Consider the following 21,002-nt stretch of genomic DNA (forward strand, 5'->3'; position numbering starts at 1 on the left):
GGGGTGCTTAGAAGTTCACGCCGAAGCTGAGCGAGACGAAGTCACGGTCGATATCCGTGTTGAAATCACCGCCGAAGTTGTTGGTGTAACTGAGGCTGGCGGTATAGGTGTTGCGGTAGTCGGCATCGAGACCCAGGCCGACGGATTTGGAGCCTTCGTTGAATACCGGTCCGTAACCGTCGACGTCGTGTGACCAGAACAGGTTGGGAACCAGGTTGATCCCGGCGAATACATCGCTGTACTTGAGGTTGGCGAAGGCGCGGTAGCCCCAGGAATTCGCCGTGTAGTAGCCGTGACGACCGCCCTGGGTGATGTCGCCGTATACCGAGTCGCGGCCATAGCGCTGCTTGTCCAGCGACTCAAGGCCACCGATGTGGGTCAGTCCGAATTCAGCCGCAATGCTCAGCGAAGTGGCCCCCAACACCGGATCGAACAGATGCAGGAAGGAGGTTTGGGCCTGGGTGACTTCCTTGCGCTTCCAGCCCTGCAGGACCTGACCTTCCTCGGCCGGCACGGTCGGCTCGATATCCGAGCCGGTGAGGGCACCGAAGGTCGGGTTCAGCGCACCGCCGAACAGGTCGGCGGTGTTGATGCTGACTGGCGCGTTGGGCCGGTAGCTGATCTCGCCGCTCCATGCCGTCCCGGTGGGCAGTTCGGTGGCGAAGCTGGCGCCATACAGGTGGATGTCTTCCGGGTAGTCGAGAAAGTAGTGGGTGTTGCCGGCACCGGTCGCCAGACCGAGTGCGAATTGCTGGTCGGGGTCAAGGGCCGCGAAACCCGGATCGTTGTTGATGAAGTTGGTCACGCCACTGGCGGTGCGCAGACTGAATTTCGGCGCGCGCGAGTGGTAGTTCATGTAGTAAGCGCCGTACTCCACGCCATCGCCCAGCCAATGCAAGGCCATGCCGTACTGGCCGCTGTCGCGTGGATCGTTGTTCTGTTCGCGGCGGATGATCACGCCTTCCGGGTTACTGATACCGAAGCCCAGTCCCGCCGCGGCGGCGATCGGTTCGAGCGGCGCGACGCCTGCCAGACCGCCGTTGAGGTTGTTATCGCAACCCTTGGCGACCGGATCGGTGCCAAAGAAGGTGCCGCAGTTGTCCAGCGCGTAGGGTTTCCACTGCAGCTGGTAAAAGGCCTCGAGACTCAGGTTTTCGCTGATGCCCTGGGAGATGTAGAACATGTTGACCGGGATCAGCCCCTCCTTGAGCTCGGAGCCGGGCCGGCGCAGGGCGGCGACGTCGAGCGGGTTGATCGAGTTGATCGAGTTGCCGATGAACAGGCTTTCACCCCAGCTCACCACCTGCTTGCCCAGGCGGACATCACCAGGGTGCTCAGCCAGCTCATACCGCTGCGAGACGAAGGCATCGAGGATTTGCGTGCCTGATGAACGTGCCGACATCTCACGGCCATCATCACTGATCGGCTTGAACGGCCGGTTCTCGTCCTTGGTTTCGAAGTCGTACCAATATTTGCCACGAATGAAGGCCCGCGTGTCGCCGTAGCTCAGCTCCAGGTCGTGTACGCCCTTGAAGATCTTCGAGAAGGTTTCACTCTTCTTGAAGTTCAAGCGGCCATCGTCTCCCGATGAGGAAAAACCGCTGCCGCCGTTGGTGGCGTCGATCAGCTTATTGCTGGGGCTCTGGGTGGCCCAGCTGGAGCCGATCGACAACGCCGAATCGAATTGACCCTGAAGCTCACCCATCGTGAAGTTGGAAGCGAGTGCTTCGGCCAACGGGGTGGCTGAAATAGCTGTTGCCAGCAAACAGCGTTGCAAACAAATGTTGCTCAATTGGCGTGTCCTTATTGTTATTTTCACCCGGGCAAGCTCGCTTGCCGTTTCAAAGTGCCGGGGGGCGCGGCCGGTCTAGCTGTGTTGCAGGAAACAGAGCACCGCCTGCCGTTCTTCAACCTTGCGCAGGCCGCCGAAAGCCATGATCGTTTCGGGGAACAGTTGGGCAGGCGCCGTCAGCCAGCGGTCGATCATTTCCGGGGTCCAGTCGCGCTTGGCTCCCGCCAGGTCGCTTGAGTAGGTGAACCCCGGCACCGAGCCGATCGGTCGTCCCACCACGCCTGCGAGGTGCGGCCCGACGCGGTCTGCGTCGAGGGCATGGCAGGCACTGCACTTGGTCTGAAAAACTCGCTGGCCGGCCTGGGTGTCGCACTCGGCGGCCAGGCAGGTGAAGCTCAAAGTCAGAGCGGTGGCTCCGGCCAATGGGCGTAGAAGAGGGTGCATGAACGTTCCTTGGGGCTGCGCTTGAAGGTGGTTCTAAAGTGGCAGCGGGAACGTCTTTTGAATCGCCGTGACACGCCAGTGACTTGTCATGGCGTGCCAATCGTTGGCGAAGGGGTGATTACTTTGGTGGGGTGTATGGGTCAGGCGTACCTGGCTCGATGGGCGGGTACTGTTTGAGGCTGGCTTTGAAGTCGCTCACGATGCGCATCATCGGATGCAGCGCCCAGGAGTTCTGGATGATCACGTTCTGCTCCTCGCGCAGGTCGGTCAGGAGGTTGAACAAGCGGGGAGCCGAGAGTGGCAGCGCAGGGTCGAACATGCTGTCCTGCAGAAAGAAGTGCAGTTTCCAGTTGCGCCATTTGACTGCCGACAGTCGGTCAGTGACATAGGCCGGGAAGCCTTCGCGATTTGAGTTTTGCTGTTTTCCGGTGAGAAAGGCCGATTGATCCACGCCATCTACCGCACGATCCGTAGGTATTTGCGCTCCGCCGACGTGGGCGAGCGTGGTGTACAGGTCGACGATATGGACGATCTCGTTGCTGACTTTGCCGGCCGGCGTCTGCCCCGGCCAACGCAGGATGAATGGCGCACGCAGCGACGCTTCCATGGCGGTGAAGTAGGTGCCGCGCCAAGGTCCATTGGCGCCGGCCCACGGCAGGACAGCCTCGCCGCCGTTGTCACTGGCGAAAATCACCAGGGTGTTATCGGCGACGCCAGCCTGCTTCAGGGTATCGAGCAGCTGTCCGGTGCGAAAGTCCATCTCTGCCAGCGCGTCGGCCCAGGACCCGTTCCCGGTTTTGCCGGCGAAGGCCGGGTTCGGTTGGGTGGGCATGTGCATCAGGGAAAACGAGACGAAGGCGAAGAACGGCTTATCAGCTTCAGCATTGTGCTTGATGAATGTCATTGCCCGATCGGCAATTTCCTCGTCCAGGGTGCGACGGCTGGCGAGGTCGAGTTTCTTGACCTTGCGCGGCGCTTCATTCCGGCGGGCTTCGTAGATGGATTGTGCGGGAACCAGGTTCTCGTCCCAACCTTGCTTGCTGCCCATTGCCGGCGACAGGCTGTTGGTGTCGTCGGCATGACTCCACATGGCTTCATCGTAAGTGCGCGGCACGCCATAGAACTCGTCGAAGCCCTGTTGCGTGGGCAGGCGTGCGTCACTGCTACCCAAGTGCCACTTGCCCCAGATGCCGGTGGCATAGCCGCGCCCGGAGAGCAGTTCGGCCAAGGTGACCTCCCACAGAGTCAGGCCATCCGCTGCGCCGCCACTAGGTACCCGAGCAGTCCCCGAGCGAATCGGAAAGCGACCGGTCATTAGTGCTGAACGTGACGGCGTGCACTGGGGCTCAACGTTGAAGTTGGTCAGGCGCACACCCTCGGCAGCCAGTTGATCGATGCGTGGCGTCTCGGCACCGCGCAAAATCCCGCCACCATAGGATCCCAGTTCGCCATAGCCGAGGTTGTCGACCAGGATCACGACGATATTGGGATTCGCGGACTGGGCCAGACAGGGGAGACTCAGCGACAAGCTCAACAGCAGGCAGGACAATTTGGTTTTCATCGGAGCTCCAAAGCGAGGGCAGAAATACACATCACAGTCACCCAACCATCATTTTCGTACTTGCCAGCCTGTGCCTGTGTTTTGCCATTTGGTGCCATTTGCGGCACAGCCCGGACGCGGGCTGCAAGTCCAGTGCAATCTGTGTCGTACCGTGGCATTGTCGCTAACGACCCGCATCCGGCCACGAAATAATAGTGAGCAGCCCGAGGAGAGTAGTGAAGATGCCCCGCTTGAACTACACCGTTTACGCCGAAGCCTTGCTGCTGCATCACGCTGACGTGTTCCGGCCGTTCCTCGATTTGGTGGGGCTGCCTTCGGAAGTGCTCGAGCGTCCTGACGCGATGATTCCGCTGAGTCAGTACATCGCCTTGCTTGAGATCACTGCGGCGCAATCGGACACCAATCTCGGCTTGCGCCTGGGTCTTGGCCTGTTCGAAGGGACACCTGAAAGTAGCCTGCTGGGGGGATTCGGGCATGCGGCACGCAGTTCACCGACCGTGCGCGCCATGCTGGATTTCGGCAGTCGTTTTATGGTGGTCCACGCCCAGGCCAATGAGCTGACGTGGCGGCTGCATGGCAACCTTCTGGAGATATGCTATCGCCTTACCGACCCCAGCATTACCGAACGCCGACAGGATGCGGAATACGCACTGGCCGTGCTGTGTACACGGTTGAAAGAGTTCACGGCGGGCCGGTTTTCGCCGGTGCGGGTCGACTTTGTACATCCGCAACCGGCAGACATCACTTTGCACCGGCAGGCCTTCCAGTGTCCGGTCCGCTTTGACCAGCCTGTCAACGCGCTGGTCTGGCCGGCAGCGATGCTGGACGAGCCATTGGTGACGTCCGACCCCAGGTTATTTCAGGCACTGCTGCCGGGACTGGAGGAGGAGCGCAAGCGACGACTTGCCGACAGCGATCTGGCCATGCGTATCAGCCTGGCGATCGAAGCCGATCTCAAAGGAGGCAAGGTCGGGCTCGATGAGGTGGCCTCGCAGCTGTGCATGAGCAAACGTACTCTTCAGCGGCGCCTCAGCGAACTGAACGTGGAGTTCAACGAACTGGTAGAGGAAATCCGTCAGGCGCGGGCGATTGATCTTGTCCGCCACTCTTCGTTGAGCCTGACCGACATTGCGATGCGTCTGGGTTACAACGAGGCCAGTTCTTTTACCCGGGCTTTTCGACGTTGGACCGGCCTGACGCCGCGTGAGTATCGACAGCTGAACCAGCAGTAGCCGATGGCCGTTTGCGCGGCCACCGGCAGTGAACGTCAGCCGAGCAACTTCTGGGTGCGTTTGGCGGCCTGGCTGCCTGCACCGATGGCCCCATCGATGAACCCGCGCCAGCCTTCGCCATGGTCGCCCTGGCCAAATACCACTCTGCCACGGTCCTTCTGAAAGTGATCGTAATACTTGCCCAGCCAGTTCGGCTTGTAGCTGCAGTAGGTGCCTTTGGAGTAGGGGTCCAGCGTCCATTCATACCCGTAGCATTGTTCCACTTCCATGCCCGGGAAGAACTCACTCACCACTTTCTGCACAGCGTCTCGATCCTGGATGTCGAGTTTGGCGGGGTCGCTACCGAAACCGACGAAGATAGTGTGGTCCTCTGCCTTGGCGTAGGTCACCAGCAGATTGAGCGGCTGTTTCGAATCGGCGATGCCGAGCATCTTGCCCTCGGTTGGCAGCTTGCCCTTGGTCCGCACGAATACTTTGATGCCGCTTCCGGTATGACCTTCTTTCGCCGCCTCCACGAGCGCCGGGTCGAGCGCCGGGCTGAAAGCGATGCGCGGCAGCACGTTCATCGGTACGGCAATGATCACGGCGCCGGCAGAGATGATGTCGCCCTGTTGGGTGGTCACCAGTACGCGATTGCCCTGATCGTCGACCTTGGTCACCGGTGACGAAAGGCGCACCTCGGGCTTGCCGTCATCGATCATGGCGTTGATCAGGCTGACGGTGCCGTCCTTGAACGTGTAATGGCCGAGTGAGTCGACGAACAGTGACAAATCCGAGCCCGGCAGTGCCCACCAGCGCAGTACATCGGCGTAGGAGGCGCGATCGCTGGTCGTATGCGCGGCGCCTGCGACGTAGGCATCGACAATGGTGCGTTGCAGCGGCGTCAGATTCAGCTGCGCGTAACGGTCGGCTGCCGTCATTCCGTCTACCGCGAGCAGTTCTTTCCAGGTGTGCTTGGCGTCGTAAGGACGCTCCCACAGTTTTCGTCCCTCCGCGAAATAGGCGTTAACGGCCTCGGCGACGGTGATCAGGTCCTTACCCTTGAGTTCGACACGCTCGCCGTCGTGAAGCACGTAGATGGTCTGCTTGTCTTCAACGAAGGGCTCGGGGGTTTCCTTGAGCTTGAGGGCGTAGCGTTGCACCTCGCTCCATACGAAGGGTTGGCTCCAGTGGATCCAGGTGCCGCCCAGCTCGATCTTGTGGCCGGCGAATTCACTGCTGAAGGTGCGCCCACCGAGGCGGCTGCGCGCTTCCAGCACCAGGGTCTTGTAGCCGTTTTTCATCGAGTCGCGTGCTGCCGTTACGCCGGCAAATCCGCCACCGATAACGATGACGTCGTAGTCGCAGTCCGGTCGCTTGCTGGCTCGCTGTGGTTCGCCAGCCAGCGCCATGCCATTGGGCGCGGCCGCGACCGCTGCTACCGCACCCGCGGCGCCTGCTACGCCTGCATTGCGCAGGAACTTGCGACGGCTGACGCCAGTACTGTGATTCTTGTCCATTTCCACACCTTTGATTCTGACTGCTGAGGTTTGCCTCAGCCTGCCTGAACGAGGTGGGGTGCGATTGTCGGCTGACGCCAACGCTTTGCCATCGGGTGCCATCGGTTGCCCGATCGTTCCCACGCTCTGCGTGGGAATGCATCCCGTGACGCTCTGCGTCACCATTGCGCAGGGCTCAAGTCCAGCGTCGTCAGCGGAACGCGGAGCGTCCCTGGCGGCATTCCCACGCAGAGCGTGGGAACGATCAAGACCACCGGGCTCTATTTCCTTATCATTCCCACGCTCTGCGTGGGAATGCATCCCGTGACGCTCCGCGTCACCATTGCGCAGGGGCTCAAGTCCTGCGTCAACTGCGGAACGCGGAGCGTCCCTGGCGGCATTCCCACGCAGAGCGTGGGAACGATCAAGACCACCGGGCTCTAGTTACCTTATCGTTCCCACGCTCTGCGTGGGAATGCATCCCGTGACGCTCCGCGTCACCATTGCGCAGGGCTCAAGTCCTGCGTCGTCAGCGGAACGCGGAGCGTCCCTGGCGGCATTCCCACGAAGAGCGTGGGAACGATCATTCGTCAGGGTGTCTTCTGCTGGCTCTTGAGGAAATCCTGCACCAGGTTCGACCGGTCGAACGACTTGGCCGTCTGCACCGGCGGGTACTCGGCCAGGGATTTGAGGTGCGCGCCGATCAGCTCGCCCATCGGCGCCGAGATCCACGACGACTTCTGGATCATGTGGCCGTAGGAGTCATTGCTGTCGTAGCTTTCGAACGGGTCGCTGCGCAGGTTGAACATCAGCGGCGCAAACAACGCTTTGATCGGGGCGTAGTAATCCTCCTTGGTCGAGAAGTGCAACTTCCACGGGCCCATGCGCACGGCGGTCAACTTGCTCTCGATATAGTAAAACAGGCTGGTGCGCGCGCTTTCTGGCGCCTTGCCCGTCCAGTAGTCAAGGTTGTTGATGCCGTCGATGTACTGCTTTTTCTGTACTTTCATGCGCTCCACCACATCCGGCACGCCCGCTGCCGCTGCCAGGGTGGTGAACATGTCCTGGTGCGCCTGGATGCCATTCTTGATCTGCCCCGGCTTGATTACTCCGGGCCAGCGCAGCATCGAGGGCACACGCACGCCGCCTTCGTAAGTGGTCATCTTCTCGCCGCGGAAGGGGGTCGTCGCACCGTGTGGCCAGGAGGAGTGTTCCGGGCCATTGTCGGTGGAGTACCAGACGATGGTGTTTTCATCCAGGCCGTTCTGCTTGAGGAATTCGAGCACCTGACCGATGTCGTGGTCGTGCTGCATCATGCCGCTGCCTTGCATGTCGTCTTCGTGGGTGTACTTGTCGGCAGCGTGTTGCCATTTGTCGTTGAGGTGGGTGTACAGGTGCATGCGGCTGGTGTTGAGCCAAACGAAGAACGGCTTGTCGTCGCTCTTCGCTTTGCGCATGAAGTCCATCGCGTGAGGGATCACTTCCGCGCCGTCAAAATCTTCCATGCGCTTGGTGGTCAGCGGTCCGGTGTCCTCGATGGTCTGTTTGCCGACCACGCTAAAGCGCGGGTCTACCGTCGCGTCGTCCTTGTCGGTGGCGAAGCTGTGCAGCACGCCTCGGGTGGCGAACTTCTTGGCATAGGCCTGCGGTCCGCCGGGATACTGCTTGGCGAAATTCTGGTAGTCCGCGTACTCACCCTGTTCCTCGGTATTGAGGTGGTACAGGTTGCCGAAAAACTCATCGAAGCCATGCACTGTTGGCAGGTTGGGGTTGTTGTCGCCCAGGTGGTTCTTGCCGAACTGCCCGGTGCGGTAACCGGCCTCTTTCATGACCTCGGCCAGGCTCGGCGAGGCGGCTTGCAAGCCGAGCTTGTCGCCCGGTTGGCCCACGGTGGTCATCCCGGAACGAATCGGATACTGCCCGGTGATGAATGCCGCTCGGCCTGCCGTGCAGGATGGCTGTCCGTAGTGGTCGGTGAAGCGGATGCCCTCCATGCCGATCTGGTCGATGTTCGGCGTGGTGTAGCCCATGGTGCCCATGCCATAGGCACTCACGTTCTGCCAGCCGATGTCGTCGCCCCAAATCACCAGGATGTTGGGTTTGGCTGACTGGGCCTGTGCCAGCGGGGCGGCGAGCATGGCGAATGCCATGCCTATCATGGCCAGACGCTTGATGCATTCGATCATGGACTGTCTCCTCATTTTAAAAATTGAATGCCGGGTCGGGGTGAGTCAGGCGCGCAACGTTTCTACCAACTGAGCCCGCAGTTCCGGTTTGCCCGCATAGGGGTCGGGTGGATTGCGCTGATCGAGGATCGCGTCGAAACGCTCGCGCACGGAACTCATGGCGTGGGGATGCGAGTAAATATAGAAGCTGCGCTGGCTGATCGCCTCGAATGTCAGCTGAGCGATCTGCTCGGGACTTACCTTGGCCGCGCCGGTGGCCTTCTGGTTCTGCGCCTGAGCCACCGCCTGCGAACGTGTCGGAGCGTCGGCATTGGCCAGCTCGTTCGGACGATGCCGGGCGGACTGACTGATACCGGTGGGCACGAAGTAAGGGCACAGCACCGAGCAATGCACCTGCCCGGAGACCAGGGCGAGGTCGTGGTACAGCGTTTCGCTGAGCGACACCACCGCTTGTTTGGTGAGGTTGTAGGCGCCCAGGGTCGGCGCATTGAGCAACCCGGCCATCGAGGCGGTATTGATGATATGCCCTTCGTAGTCCGGGTCTTGGGCAGCGGCCGCCAGCATCGGCGGGGTGAAGATACGCACTCCATGGATCACGCTGCGCACGTTGACACCCAGTACCCAGTCCCAGTCCTTCTCGCTGTTCTCCCACACCAGACCGCCGGCGAGTACACCGGCATTGTTGAACAACAGGTGCACTGCACCGAACTCTGCCAGTGCCGCATCGGCCAGCGACTGGACCTGCGCGGCGTGCGAGACGTCGGTGCGCAGGCCGATCACCGAGGCGCCGCGGGCGCGCAGTTCGGCGACAGTGGCCTCGAGCGCATCAGCCTGGATATCGGCCAGCACCAATTTCATGCCAAGCGCGGCAGCCCTCTCGGCAAAGGCCTTGCCAAAACCCGAGGCCGCGCCGGTGATCACCGCCACGCGGCCCTTGAAGTCTTTCATGATGCTACCTCGATGCTCTCCAGCGCACGGCGCAGCTGCGCCGGCAATGGCACCGGCCGGCGCGTCACGCGGTCGACGTAGACGTGGACGAAGTGACCCTGCGCCGAAGTTACGGTGTTGTCGTTGGCGAACAGCCCGACTTCATAACGAACACTTGAGGTACCCAGGCTTGCCACGCGCAGGCCGGCGCGCACCAGGTCGGGGAAACTGATGGATGAAAAGTAGCTGCAATGGGTATCGACCACCAGGCCGACCGCCGGGCTCTGCTCGAAGTCGAGCACGTTCTGCTCCAGTAGCCAGCCGTTGACCACGGTGTCGAACCAGCTGTAATAGATCACGTTGTTGACGTGACCGTAGACGTCGTTATCCATCCAGCGTGTGGTGATGTCGCGCAGGTAACGATAGTCGCCGCGCGCGTGCGGTACCGGTTTGCTCATGACTTCAAGCCTCCTGCTTCATGCGGCGTACGCGGATATCCGCCTGCTCTTTGTGGCCGGACATGTGTTCGTAGCCGCACAGCCGCGAGCAGTACTCGCCAATCATCACGCTTGCCTCATCGGTCAGCACGCGCTGGTAGGTATGGGTCTTGATGAACTTGCCGACCCACAGCCCGCCGGTGTAGCGACCCGCGCCCATGGTAGGCAGCGTGTGGTTGGTGCCGATGACCTTGTCGCCATAGCTGACATTGGTGCGGTGGCCGAGGAACAGGGCGCCGTAGTTCGTCATGCGATCGTGGTACCAGGCCGGGTCCTTGGTCATCACCTGCACGTGTTCGGAGCACAGGCGTTCGGCGACTTCCAGGGCTTCTTCGTCGGTGTCGCACAAATAGATTTCACCGAAGTCGTTCCAGGCCACGCTCGCGACCGGCGCGGTGTCCAGGCGCGAAAGCACAAGCTCGATGGCGGCCGGCAGTTCTTCGGCGATTTTTTTGCTGGTGGTCACGCAATAGGCGGGGGAGGTCGGGCCGTGTTCGGCCTGGCCCAGCAAGTCAACGGCGACCAGTTCGGCATCCACGGTGTCGTCGCAGATCACCATGGTTTCGGTCGGGCCGGCAAACAGGTCGATACCGACGCGGCCAAACAACTGACGCTTGGCTTCGGCGACATAGGCGTTGCCCGGGCCGACGATCATGTCGACGCCGACGATGCTTTCGGTGCCGATGGCCATGGCGGCCACCGCTTGCACGCCACCCAGGCAGTAGATCTCATCAGCGCCGGCCAGGTGCATCGCCGCGACGATTTCGGGGCACGGTTTGCCTTCGAACGGCGGGGCGCTGGCGATGACGCGCTTGACGCCGGCCACTTTGGCGGTGAGTACGCTCATGTGTGCGCTGGCGATCAGCGGGTATTTGCCGCCGGGGATATAGCAACCCACCGAGTTGACCGGAATGTTGCGATGACCGAGGACGACGCCGGGCAAGGTTTCGACCTCGACATCGTGCATCGAATCCTTCTGGATCTGGGCGAAGCGGCGAATCTGTGTCTGGGCGAACTTGATGTCGTCGAGCGTCCGAGGGGACAGGCTGGCAATGCACGCGTCGATCTGCTCCTGGGTCAAACGCATGTTTTGTGGCGCCCAGTTGTCGAACTTCTCGGAGTATTCGCGTACTGCTGCATCACCGCGTTGCTCGATGTCGGCGAGGATCCCTTCCACGGTAGCGCGGACCTGGGCTTGATTGCTCGCTTTGGCTTGGGCCGATTGACCTTTTTTCAGTTGTTGAATCACGGAATATTTTCCTTTGGGTTGTTTTTGTAGGTGTGAAAGGGATTGCCGCTTCAGGCGGACTGGAGAACCGGTGCTGGCCGGCGGGCAGCCAGCACAATGATGAAAATGGCCAGCAGGTAGAGACTCATCACCAGGTACATGCTGTAGGTCGTACCGCCGGTGGCGGTGTTGATGGCGCTGGTCAGTGAAGGAATGATCGCGCCGCCGAGGTTGCCGATGCTGCTGACCAGGGCGATGCCCACCGCAACCGAAGCGCGGGGCAGGTATTCGGAAACCAGGGCGAAAAACACCGGCGTCACTGAGGCGATACCCGTCACGGCCAGGCATAGACCGGTCAGTGAAATGGCGAGCTGCCCCTGGCCCAGGGCAATGACCGCCAGGCCGAACGCGGCCAGCAGCGCGCCGGCGGTGAAATGCCAGCGGCGCTCACGCAAACGGTCCGAACTGCGGCCAAGCAGGATCACCCCGACTACCGCGCCCAATTGCGGCAAGGTGGCGTACAGGCCGATGTCCATGAGATCGGAGACGCCCCAGCTCCTGATCAGAGTCGGAATCCAGAAGGCCATGGCATAGGTGCCGGCGACCATCACCACGTAAACCAGCGCCAACGCCCAGAACCTGGCATCGCCCAGCAGATCGCGCAGGGAGCCATGGCTGGCCTTGGTCGACGATTGGCTCTCGGCGTCCAGTTGCTGGCGCAGCCGGGATTTTTCTGCGGCGCTCAGCCACGAGGCTTGCTCGGGACGGTCGACCAGCACGCGCCAGGCCAGCAGCCCCAGCAGCGGTGCGGGCAGGCCCTGCACCAGGAACAGCCACTGCCAGCCGTGCCAGCCGTAGAGGCCATCGAGAAACTTCATGATGGCGCCGGACAGCGGGCCGGCGATCAGACTGGCGAAAATGGCCCCGAGCAGGAATATCCCGATCATGCCCGCACGCCGGGCCGGCGGGTACCAGAAGGTCAGGTAAAGCAGCGCGCCAGGGGTGAAGCCGGCTTCGAAGGCACCGAGCAAAAAACGCAGCACATAGAACTGCGTCGGCGTCTGCACGAACATCATGGCCATGGCGACGATGCCCCAGCAGACCATGATGCGCAGCAGCGTTTTACGTACGCCGATCTTCTCCAGCATCAGGTTGCTCGGCACCTCGAACAGCAGATAGCCGATGAAGAAAACACCAGCACCCAAGGCATAGACCGCGTCGCTGAAGGCGAGGGTTTCCTTCATTTGCAATTGGGCGTAGCCGATGTTGATTCGATCGAGAAACGCAACGACATAGGCCGTCATCAACAATGGCATGATGCGCCAGGCTATTTTTCGATACATCGCACGATCATTCGAGGATTCTGTACAGCTCATGCCTGTCTCCTTGTTTTTGTCGTTGTGAAGGGTTTGCAGGTTTTGTGAGTCACGCCGAGGAACGAATGACCAGTCGCCCCGGCAGCTCGTGCAGCGCCTGGATGACGCTGGCGTCAGGGCGACCTTCGCCGAGCAAGTGGATGGCGCAATCGATCATCTGGCTCACGGGCTGGTGCACGGTGGTCAGGTCATTTTCCGGCCAGGCCGCCGCGCGGATGTCGTCGAAGCCGATCACGGCGACGTCCTCAGGCACGCGCAAGTTTGTGTTCATGCGCAGATGGCTGAGCACGCCGAGGGCCATCACGTCGTTGGCGCAGAACACCGCATCGATGGCAGGTTGCCCGGCGCCGAACAGTCGGGCCGCTGCTTCTCGTCCGCCTTCATAGGTGTATCCACCCTCAATGCAGGCAACCAGGCTTCGACCATGCACAGCCAGGCCCCGCTCGAAGCCGCGCAGGCGATCCGCCGTGGTGGAGATGCTTGGATCGCCGGACACAAAGGCGCAGGCCTGCCGTTGCTGTCGCACCAGATAGTCGGCCACCTCAGCGGCCATGCGCTCGTTGTCACAGCACACGGACCAGACTGTCGCGTCCTCGACGCGGCGGTTCATGAACACCACGGCGACGCCCTGGCGTGCGCACAGATCCGCCATGTGGGAAGACAACCTCGCCGCGGTCACCACGATGGCATCGACCTGGTACTGCAACAGTTGCGGCATCAGCTCATCTGCATCGCCCCCCGCAGGCACCACGAAGAGCAGCAATTGTCGGCCTGTCTGGCGCAGTTGCAGGGAGAATTCTTCCAGCAGCGCGGGATAAAAGGGATTGGCCATATTGCCAACCACCAGCGCAACGATGCCGGTCCTGCGCTGGTTCAACGAGCGGGCGATGGCATTGGGCCGATAGCCCAACTCATCGGCCATGGCGAGGATGCGCACGCGCAGCTTGGACGATATGCGCGACTGCGCATCGAAGGCGCGAGTGACAGTGGAAGTGGCGACCCCGATACGTTGGGCGAGGTCCTTGGCAGTGACACGCACGACTGTCGCGTAGCTTCCCTGAGCGGATAAATCCTCGGCAGTGCTGTCGTGCTTCATGTCGTTTGCTCCGGCCACTTTCAGTCTTGTGCAAACGTGTGCACTCATGGGCCGGATGCTATCGACGCGGCACTTGGGCAGGCTCCCCCCGAAGAGAGGGGGGGAGGCGGACAGATGCGCACATAGCCTGTTCGAAATGGCCCGCAAGGCTTGCCCGGATAAAAACAGTGGACGAGATCCACGCTGAAGGAGTCGAAATGCGCAATTCCCTGACGGCACTTGTCACGGCCATCACCTTGGCCAGCGGCCCGGCGTGGGCGCTGGACGACGAAGGCAACGCTGCCAAGGCTGCGAGTCCGACCACCGCTGCCCTCAATCACGCGGTGCTCGATCAATTGCCTTTCCAGGATCGCGCCGACTTTGAAGCCTCCCGCCGCGGGTTGGTGGCAGCCTTCGAAGGCGAGATCAGGAATGCCGATGGCAAGCCGGTGTGGAACACCCACCAGTACGATTTCCTGAACCAGCAACAAGCCCCGGACTCGGTCAATCCCAGTCTGTGGCGCATGGCGCAGCTAAACGCCAATGCCGGTCTGTTCCAGGTCGCCGACAGGATCTATCAGGTTCGCGGCATTGACCTGGCGAACATGACCATCATCGAAGGTGACGACGGGCTGATCATCATCGACCCGCTGTACGTGACCGAGACAGCCAGGACAGGCCTTGACCTGTACTACAGAAACCGCCCGCACAAGCCGGTGGTGGCGGTGATCTACAGCCATAGCCATGCCGATCATTTCGGTGGGGTACGCGGTGTGGTCGACGAGGCCGACGTCAAGGCCGGGAAGGTGCACATCTACGCTCCTGACGGCTTCATGGAACACGCAATTTCGGAAAACGTCCTGGCCGGCACGGCCATGTTCCGCCGCGGCATGTATCAGAGTGGCGGGACAGTGCCCAGAAACGAGCGCGGACAAGTGGATACCGGAATCGGCAAGGGCGCCCCGGTGGGCGGCACCATCAGCCTGATTGCGCCGACCGATCTGATTGTTCAACCGCTGGAAAAGAAGGTCATCGCGGGTGTGCAGTTCGAGTTCCAGCTCACGCCAGGCACCGAGGCACCTTCTGAAATGAATCTGTACCTGCCGCAGATGCAGGCGTTGTGCATGTCGGAAAACGCGGTGATGTCGATGCACAACGTGCTCACGCCGCGTGGCGCGCAAGTGCGCGATGCCAAGGCCTGGTGGCAGTTCCTGGACGACAGTCTGGTGCGTTACGGCGACAGGGCCCAGGTGATGTTCGCCCAGCACAACTGGCCGACCTGGGGCACTCAAGGCATCCGCACCCTGCTGGCCGACCAGCGCGACATGTATGCCTTCATCAATAACCGCACCTTGCACCTGCTGAATCAGGGCATGACCCCGCTGGAGATTGCCGACGCGATCAAGAAGCTGCCCGGTGAGCTCGATCAGAAATGGTACGCCAGGGGCTATTACGGGACCCTGAGTTTCAACACCCGAGCGGTGTATCAACGTTATCTGGGGTTCTATGACGCTAACCCGGCCAACCTTGACCCATTGCCTGCGGTCGAGTCCGGCAAGCACTACGTGCAAGCCATGGGCGGGGCTGAAAAAGTCCTGGAGTTGATGCGCGCGGCCATGCAGCAAGGGGATTACCGCTGGGCGGCGCAACTGGGTAATCACCTGGTCTTCGCCGAGCCCGAAAACAAAGCGGCACGCGAAGCCCAGGCCGATGCACTGGAGCAGCTGGGTTACCGCAGCGAATCAGCGATCTGGCGCAACATGTATCTGACGGGTGCGCAGGAATTGCGTCAAGCCAAACCAGTTGGGGCTGCCCAGGCCACCTCCGACCTGATAAGGGCGGCGACACCGGCAATGTTCATGGATGTGCTGGCCGTGCGCATGGACTCGGACAAGGCCCAGGGCCACGACATGACCTTGAACTGGAACTTCAGTGACCTCGACCAGCATTTTGCCCTGACACTGCGCAACGGCGTTCTGACTTATCGCGAGCACGCCAGCCATGCCCCGGCCGATGCTACGGTGACGATGAGCAAAGCAGTGCTGGACCGGATCAGCTTGCGTCAACTGGATTTCCCTACGGCGCTCAAGCAGGGAGATATCAAGGTTGAAGGGGATGCGGAACGCTTCAAGGCGATGCTCGGCATGCTTGCCAGTTTCCAGCCGACGTTCAACGTCGTGACTCCGTGACCCGTCGCGGCGATGTGGGTCGAGGCTACGCAGGGACTGTCCCGGAGGGGACGGGCGGTGCTGCCCGTGGCGTGAGCAGCCATGACAACGTGCTGGTGGAACTGCCGGCCAGACCTCGAAAGCAACCGAAACAGGCACGTTCGGTGGCTTTGGTCGACGCCTTGAAAACAGCCGGGCGCGATGTCCTCGAACGGGAAGGGCGCGAGGCGCTGACGATCTATCGCCTTTCCGATTATTCGGGCGTGGCGAGCAGTTCCATCTACGAATATTTCCCCACCATCGAATCGCTGATCGGCGCAATTTTCGAGGATTACCGCGCCGACACTCGCCTGCAAGTGATCGCCAGCATCCACGCGCTACCCGCGTCGGCAACGCTCTACGACGGCATCGAAATGATCCTGCGCACCGGCCTTGCAGCCATGCACCGCTGGTTGCAGATCGACTCGGAACTGAGCATCAAGGCCGTCTACTACGGCGAACTGGTGCGCCTGGAAATCGTCAAGCCGGAGCGCTTCTGGATCTCGATGGTCATTCCGGCGCTGGTGCAACGCTTTTCCGATCAAGTCCTGGTGCGTGATCGCGACAAGGCAGGCTTTCTTGCTTACCAGGCCGTGACTGCGCTGCCCCGTGCGCTGCTGATCGAAAAACCGGACTACCTGCTCCAGGACGACACCGTTCGGATGCTGGCGCGCATGCTCCATGCACTGCTGACCACGGCGGATGCGGAATAACACTGCTACATAACCATTGACTGAATAAAAACCGTTCAGAAACAGCATGTTGCAGTGTTTATGAGGGTGGCGGAATCCGGAAATGATTTCGACCTCCCGCCCCCTAAACTGGCTCAGCCATGAAGGCCGTTGCACATCGACGGCCAGGTGAATCCCAGGAGACTGACCCTTGAAAACAACAACAGAAGAACAGGTCGAACTGCTGCTGACCGATCCGGCGGCCCTGGTCGAGCACAGCTTGCAGAACTGGAAGCAAATGTCTGCCGAACAGATCGACACGCTGCAACTGGCCGGACTGAAACGGCGTTTCGGCGAAATGCGCGAGCGTATCGCGATGCTGAAGAAACTGGCAGACGGCGAGGGCATCGACCACATTGAGCAACTGGACGACGTAGTGCCGTTGCTGTTCGAGCACACGATGTTCAAGTCGTACCCGCCATCACTGCTGGAAAAGAACAACTTCGCGGCCATTAACAAATGGCTGGGCAAGCTGGTGATTCCGCAACTGGCCGAGAAGATCGTCGCCGTCGATGTCAGCGCCTGCAAGGGCCTGGACGACTGGTTCGAAACCATGGACCGCGAAATCCCCGAGCTGTGCCTGAGCCACACTTCGGGCACCTCCGGGACGTTGTCGTTCCTGCCGTGCAGCACCCGCGAGTTCGAAAAGGCGTCCGAAATTCGCAAGCTCTACGCGTGGAACATGACCGGCGCGGACACGCCGGACCCCGATTTGCACACCGCTTATCCGTATTACCGCAAGGGCTATCTCAGCCATTTGCGCGGCATGAGCGCGCTGGCCAAAGTGCTGCTGCCCGATCTATCGCATTTCCACCCAGCCTATCCGTCGACCCTGTCCAGCGACGTGCTGCGCCTGGGCGCCAGGCTACGTGCGGCCCACGCCAATGGCACGCTGGATCGCCTGGTGGTGGCGCCTGAACTGCTGGCTAAGAAAAAAGCTTTCGACCAGCAACAGGCCGAGATGCCGCAGCACCTGGCGGCATTTTTCGATGACATTGCCACTCGCCTCAAAGGCAAGCGCGTGTACATCGGCGGCACCTGGAACCTGCTGCACAACATGGCCAAGGCTGGCCTGGAGCGCGGTCTGGAAGGCGTATTCCATGCCGATTCCTACATCGCCACCACTGGGGGAGCCAAAGGTGTGGTGCCGCCCGAAGGTTGGCGTGAAGACGTCATGCGCTTCATGGGCGTGAAGGTTTTGCACGAGTCCTATGCCATGTCGGAAGTGGTCAGCGGCTCGCACATGCGTTGCGAGCAGGGCAACTACCACCTTTCACCTACGGCGATTGCGTTCCTGCTCGATCCCGAAACCAGCAAGCCGCTGCCACGCCAGGGGCGCCAGACAGGGCGCGCAGCGTTCTTCGACCTGGGGGCCGACATCCATTGGGGCGGTTTCATCACCGGCGATGAAGTCACCATTGAATGGGACGAGCCCTGCAGCTGCGGACGCCACAGTCGCTACGCGGTCGGTGCCATCCAGCGCTACAGCGAAAAGAACGGTGGTGACGACAAGATCACCTGCGCCGCATCCGAACAATCCCATCGCGAAGCGATGGACTTCCTCAACACCCTGGAGGGCTGAGCCATGACCCATCCTGTTGCGCCGATGATCATTCGTGGTCAAGTGATCACCGACAACCTGATTGAAGTCGGGGGCCGCGGTGGCGACCTGAGCTTCCTCACGCCCGACGCGAACAAGTACATCGATCAGCTGCCACTGGGCAGTCCGGCCCGGCTCGCCGATCTCTATACCTTGAGTTTCGACGACATTCTCGATTATGCCGTCGAGCTGGGTGAACGCCTGGCGTTGCACAAAAACCAGTACCTGCAGGAAGCCTGCGAACTGTCGTACCTGACAGCGCCGACCACCCCGACCATCGTCAAGGCCTCCTACATGGGCCTGCAGAATATGCTTTCGCGTGAGTTCATTAGCGAGATGGCGCAAAGTACGGTGGGTATCAAGTATCTGGAAGGCTGGGTGCCGCAGAGGCTGCTCGACGGTACCGAATTGGAAGTGCGTTGCTTCGGTGCGCGGACCTTGCACATCGTCGCCGGCAACGCGGTGTCGCTGTCGTTGTGGACCATCATCCGCAACATGGTCCTGCGCAGCGATGCGATCATCAAGGCGCCGTCCAACGACCCGTTCACCGCGCTGGCCATCGCTCGCACCATGGTCGACATGGCACCGGACCATCCGCTGACGAGGCACCTGAGCGTCGCCTACTGGAAGGGTGGCGACCAGGCGTTCGAGCAGCGCCTGTACCAACCGCAAAACCTGGAAAAAATCGTCGCCTGGGGCGGCTTCGCGTCGATGAAGCATGTCACCCAGTACGTACAGCCCGGTCTGGAACTGATCTCCCTGGACCCCAAGCGCAGCGCCAGCATCATCGGCCAGGAGGCCTTCTACAGCGAAGCGAACATGCGCGAAGCGGCTGTGCGTCTGGCAGCCGATATTGGCGCGATCAATCAGAAGGGCTGTGTTTGCGCGCGGGTGGCTTATGTGCAGAGTGGCACCGATGAGCCGGGCCTGGAGCGACTCAACACCTTCGGCCGATACGTCTATGAGGCCATGCTCGGTTTGCCCAATACCCTCAGCACCGCGCCCAAGCGTTATGACCAGGGACTGAAGGCGCATGTCGACGCGTTGCGCCTGGATGACGAGTGGTACCGGGTTATCGGCGGCAAGGAGGGCGAGGGCGCAATCATCTGTTCGCAGTTACCCGAGCCTGTGTCCTTTGCTGCCAGCCTGGATGACCGGACTGCCAATCTGGTGCCGGTCGATGACTTGAGCGAAATGCTGGCGGCGGTTGACGCCTATACCCAGACCGTCGGCGTCTATCCGGAAAGCATCAAGGATCAGCTCAAGGATGTGCTGCCGCTGTATGGCGCCCAGCGCATCGTTTCACTGGGTTATGCCGCCGCCATGAAGTTCGCGGCGCCCCAGGACTCCATCGAGCCGATGCGCCGCATGGGCAAGTGGATTTCCAACCAGATCGCAGCGCCAGAAACCAGCGCCGCGCCCTGGCTGCGCCCGTCGATCTGACAAAAAACTCATAGACAACACCAACCCCCTGTAGGAGCGAGCATGCTCGCGAAAAACGTCCAGACAACGCAGGCATCCAGACAGCCCGCGTCATCGTTGACGTCCATCGCGAGCATGCTCGCTCCTACATCTGGAGAAGTAAACATGACCACCTGTATCGGCTACGGCGTCCATGAAGCCAACGCACCCCTCGAACCCCTGCAATTCGAACGCCGTGCGCTGCGCGCCGACGACGTCGCCATCGACATCGACTACTGCGGCGTCTGCCATTCCGACCTGCATTACGTGCACAACGACTGGAAAAGCACGCGCTTTCCCTGTGTACCGGGCCATGAAATCGTCGGTCGGGTCAGCGCCGTGGGCTCGGCCGTTGTCCGTTACCGGGCTGGCGATCGGGTCGCCGTCGGGTGCATGGTCGACAGCTGCCAGCAGTGCGAGGCCTGCGAGCATCATCAAGAGCCACACTGCAGCCAAGGCATGACACCGACCTATAACGGCCTGGACCGCATCAGCGGCGAAGTGACCCGCGGCGGCTACGCCCAACACATCGTCGTGCGCGAGCGTTTCGTGCTGCGGGTGCCGCCGGCACTGGACCCGCGCTTCACCGGTCCGTTGCTGTGCGCGGGCATCACCGTATGGGCGCCGATGCGCGAGCACGACGTCAAGGCCGGCACGCGCCTGGCGGTCATCGGGCTGGGCGGGCTGGGCCACATGGCGGTCAAGCTCGGCGTCGCGCTGGGGGCTGAAGTCACCGTGATCACCACGTCGCCCGGCAAGGTCGATGATGCCCTGGCGCTCGGCGCGCATCACGTACTGCTGTCCACTGATCCTGCGGCAATGAAAACGTCCGCCAGCAGCTTCGACCTGGTGCTCGATACCATCCCGCGTACCCACAACGTCAACCCTTACCTGATGCTGCTGGCCCGTAACGGCACACTCGTGCTGGTCGGCGCTCTGGAACCGTTGGAGCCGATCCACGGCGCGTTGTTGGCGATCAACAACCGCGCAATTGCAGGCTCGTTGATCGGTGGTCTGGAACAAACCCAGGAGTTGCTGGACTTCTGCGCCGAGCATCAGGTGCTGCCAAGTTGCGAAATGATCGACATCCAGGACATCAACCAGGCGTTCACGCGCATGCAGAACAATGATGTGAAGTACCGTTTCGTGATCGATATGGCCTCGCTCAAGGATGTCGAACTTTCCTGACCCCAACCACACACGCCTG

Annotated in this window: 16 protein-coding genes; 6 read left to right on the plus strand and 10 right to left on the minus strand. The window is 61.2% G+C overall.

The window, feature by feature from the left end; translation table 11 throughout:
* Positions 1–7: 7 nt before the first annotated feature.
* From ACA054_RS14405 to ACA054_RS14415, 3 genes are all read right to left on the minus strand, one after another.
* On the minus strand, positions 8–1,792 hold the full coding sequence (locus tag ACA054_RS14405; protein ID WP_497689990.1) for a DUF1302 domain-containing protein: 1,785 nt from the start codon (positions 1,790–1,792) through the stop codon (positions 8–10).
* Positions 1,793–1,867: 75 nt separating this feature from the next.
* On the minus strand, positions 1,868–2,236 hold the full coding sequence (locus tag ACA054_RS14410) for a c-type cytochrome (RefSeq protein WP_497689991.1): 369 nt from the start codon (positions 2,234–2,236) through the stop codon (positions 1,868–1,870).
* Positions 2,237–2,354: 118 nt separating this feature from the next.
* On the minus strand, positions 2,355–3,797 hold the full coding sequence (locus tag ACA054_RS14415; protein ID WP_497689992.1) for an arylsulfatase: 1,443 nt from the start codon (positions 3,795–3,797) through the stop codon (positions 2,355–2,357).
* A gap of 221 nt (positions 3,798–4,018) precedes the next feature.
* Here ACA054_RS14415 and qhpR point away from each other — a divergent pair, with 221 nt between their 5' ends.
* Complete coding sequence (gene qhpR / locus ACA054_RS14420) at positions 4,019–5,029, plus strand: AraC-like transcriptional regulator QhpR (protein ID WP_497689993.1); 1,011 nt, start codon at positions 4,019–4,021, stop codon at positions 5,027–5,029.
* A 35-nt stretch (positions 5,030–5,064) separates the two neighbouring features.
* On the opposite strand, the gene ACA054_RS14425 is transcribed toward qhpR, so the two are convergent.
* The 7 genes from ACA054_RS14425 to ACA054_RS14455 form a co-directional block, all read right to left on the minus strand.
* Positions 5,065–6,528 carry a flavin monoamine oxidase family protein gene (locus ACA054_RS14425; protein WP_497689994.1) on the minus strand — a complete coding sequence of 488 codons (1,464 nt, stop codon included), beginning with the start codon at positions 6,526–6,528 and terminating at the stop codon, positions 5,065–5,067.
* 569 nt (positions 6,529–7,097) lie between these two features.
* Complete coding sequence (locus tag ACA054_RS14430) at positions 7,098–8,693, minus strand: arylsulfatase (RefSeq protein WP_497689995.1); 1,596 nt, start codon at positions 8,691–8,693, stop codon at positions 7,098–7,100.
* Positions 8,694–8,738: 45 nt separating this feature from the next.
* A complete protein-coding gene (locus ACA054_RS14435; protein ID WP_497689996.1) occupies positions 8,739–9,641 on the minus strand; it encodes an SDR family oxidoreductase in 903 nt (300 codons plus the stop codon).
* The gene (locus tag ACA054_RS14440; protein WP_497689997.1) at positions 9,638–10,078 is read right to left on the minus strand and encodes an acyl-CoA thioesterase; all 441 of its coding nucleotides are present in this window, start codon (positions 10,076–10,078) and stop codon (positions 9,638–9,640) included. Before ACA054_RS14440 ends, ACA054_RS14435 begins: the two co-directional genes overlap by 4 nt.
* Positions 10,079–10,082: 4 nt before the next feature.
* Positions 10,083–11,366, minus strand: coding sequence for a histidinol dehydrogenase (hisD, locus tag ACA054_RS14445; RefSeq protein ID WP_497689998.1), 1,284 nt, complete (start codon positions 11,364–11,366; stop codon positions 10,083–10,085).
* Positions 11,367–11,416: 50 nt separating this feature from the next.
* Entirely contained in the window at positions 11,417–12,721 is a 1,305-nt protein-coding gene (locus ACA054_RS14450; protein ID WP_497689999.1) for an MFS transporter, read from the minus strand.
* A 49-nt stretch (positions 12,722–12,770) separates the two neighbouring features.
* Positions 12,771–13,817, minus strand: a complete 1,047-nt coding sequence (locus tag ACA054_RS14455) for a LacI family DNA-binding transcriptional regulator (protein WP_497690000.1) — start codon at positions 13,815–13,817, stop codon at positions 12,771–12,773.
* A gap of 197 nt (positions 13,818–14,014) precedes the next feature.
* Here ACA054_RS14455 and ACA054_RS14460 point away from each other — a divergent pair, with 197 nt between their 5' ends.
* The 5 genes from ACA054_RS14460 to ACA054_RS14480 all read left to right on the plus strand — a co-directional run bounded on the left by ACA054_RS14460 (position 14,015) and on the right by ACA054_RS14480 (position 20,983).
* Positions 14,015–15,985 carry an alkyl/aryl-sulfatase gene (locus ACA054_RS14460; RefSeq protein WP_497690001.1) on the plus strand — a complete coding sequence of 657 codons (1,971 nt, stop codon included), beginning with the start codon at positions 14,015–14,017 and terminating at the stop codon, positions 15,983–15,985.
* Between the two features lie 71 nt (positions 15,986–16,056).
* Positions 16,057–16,716 carry a TetR/AcrR family transcriptional regulator gene (locus ACA054_RS14465; protein WP_497690297.1) on the plus strand — a complete coding sequence of 220 codons (660 nt, stop codon included), beginning with the start codon at positions 16,057–16,059 and terminating at the stop codon, positions 16,714–16,716.
* A 169-nt stretch (positions 16,717–16,885) separates the two neighbouring features.
* Positions 16,886–18,316 carry a hypothetical protein gene (locus ACA054_RS14470; protein ID WP_497690002.1) on the plus strand — a complete coding sequence of 477 codons (1,431 nt, stop codon included), beginning with the start codon at positions 16,886–16,888 and terminating at the stop codon, positions 18,314–18,316.
* A gap of 3 nt (positions 18,317–18,319) precedes the next feature.
* The gene (locus ACA054_RS14475; RefSeq protein WP_497690003.1) at positions 18,320–19,777 is read left to right on the plus strand and encodes an acyl-CoA reductase; all 1,458 of its coding nucleotides are present in this window, start codon (positions 18,320–18,322) and stop codon (positions 19,775–19,777) included.
* 144 nt (positions 19,778–19,921) lie between these two features.
* On the plus strand, positions 19,922–20,983 hold the full coding sequence (locus tag ACA054_RS14480) for an NAD(P)-dependent alcohol dehydrogenase (RefSeq protein ID WP_497690004.1): 1,062 nt from the start codon (positions 19,922–19,924) through the stop codon (positions 20,981–20,983).
* The last annotated feature ends 19 nt before the right edge of the window (positions 20,984–21,002 follow it).

This window comes from Pseudomonas sp. LBUM1653 (assembly GCF_059716115.1).

Excerpts from the sequence above, each read along its gene's own strand:
- ACA054_RS14410 (WP_497689991.1), bottom strand. The coding sequence starts at position 2,236 with ATGCACCCTCTTCTACGCCCATTGGCCGGAGCCACCGCTCTGACTTTG.
- ACA054_RS14415 (WP_497689992.1), bottom strand. The coding sequence starts at position 3,797 with ATGAAAACCAAATTGTCCTGCCTGCTGTTGAGCTTGTCGCTGAGTCTC.
- qhpR (WP_497689993.1), top strand. The coding sequence starts at position 4,019 with ATGCCCCGCTTGAACTACACCGTTTACGCCGAAGCCTTGCTGCTGCAT.
- ACA054_RS14425 (WP_497689994.1), bottom strand. The coding sequence starts at position 6,528 with ATGGACAAGAATCACAGTACTGGCGTCAGCCGTCGCAAGTTCCTGCGC.
- ACA054_RS14430 (WP_497689995.1), bottom strand. The coding sequence starts at position 8,693 with ATGATCGAATGCATCAAGCGTCTGGCCATGATAGGCATGGCATTCGCC.
- ACA054_RS14435 (WP_497689996.1), bottom strand. The coding sequence starts at position 9,641 with ATGAAAGACTTCAAGGGCCGCGTGGCGGTGATCACCGGCGCGGCCTCG.
- ACA054_RS14440 (WP_497689997.1), bottom strand. The coding sequence starts at position 10,078 with ATGAGCAAACCGGTACCGCACGCGCGCGGCGACTATCGTTACCTGCGC.
- ACA054_RS14450 (WP_497689999.1), bottom strand. The coding sequence starts at position 12,721 with ATGAGCTGTACAGAATCCTCGAATGATCGTGCGATGTATCGAAAAATA.
- ACA054_RS14455 (WP_497690000.1), bottom strand. The coding sequence starts at position 13,817 with ATGAAGCACGACAGCACTGCCGAGGATTTATCCGCTCAGGGAAGCTAC.
- ACA054_RS14460 (WP_497690001.1), top strand. The coding sequence starts at position 14,015 with ATGCGCAATTCCCTGACGGCACTTGTCACGGCCATCACCTTGGCCAGC.
- ACA054_RS14475 (WP_497690003.1), top strand. The coding sequence starts at position 18,320 with ATGACCCATCCTGTTGCGCCGATGATCATTCGTGGTCAAGTGATCACC.
- ACA054_RS14480 (WP_497690004.1), top strand. The coding sequence starts at position 19,922 with ATGACCACCTGTATCGGCTACGGCGTCCATGAAGCCAACGCACCCCTC.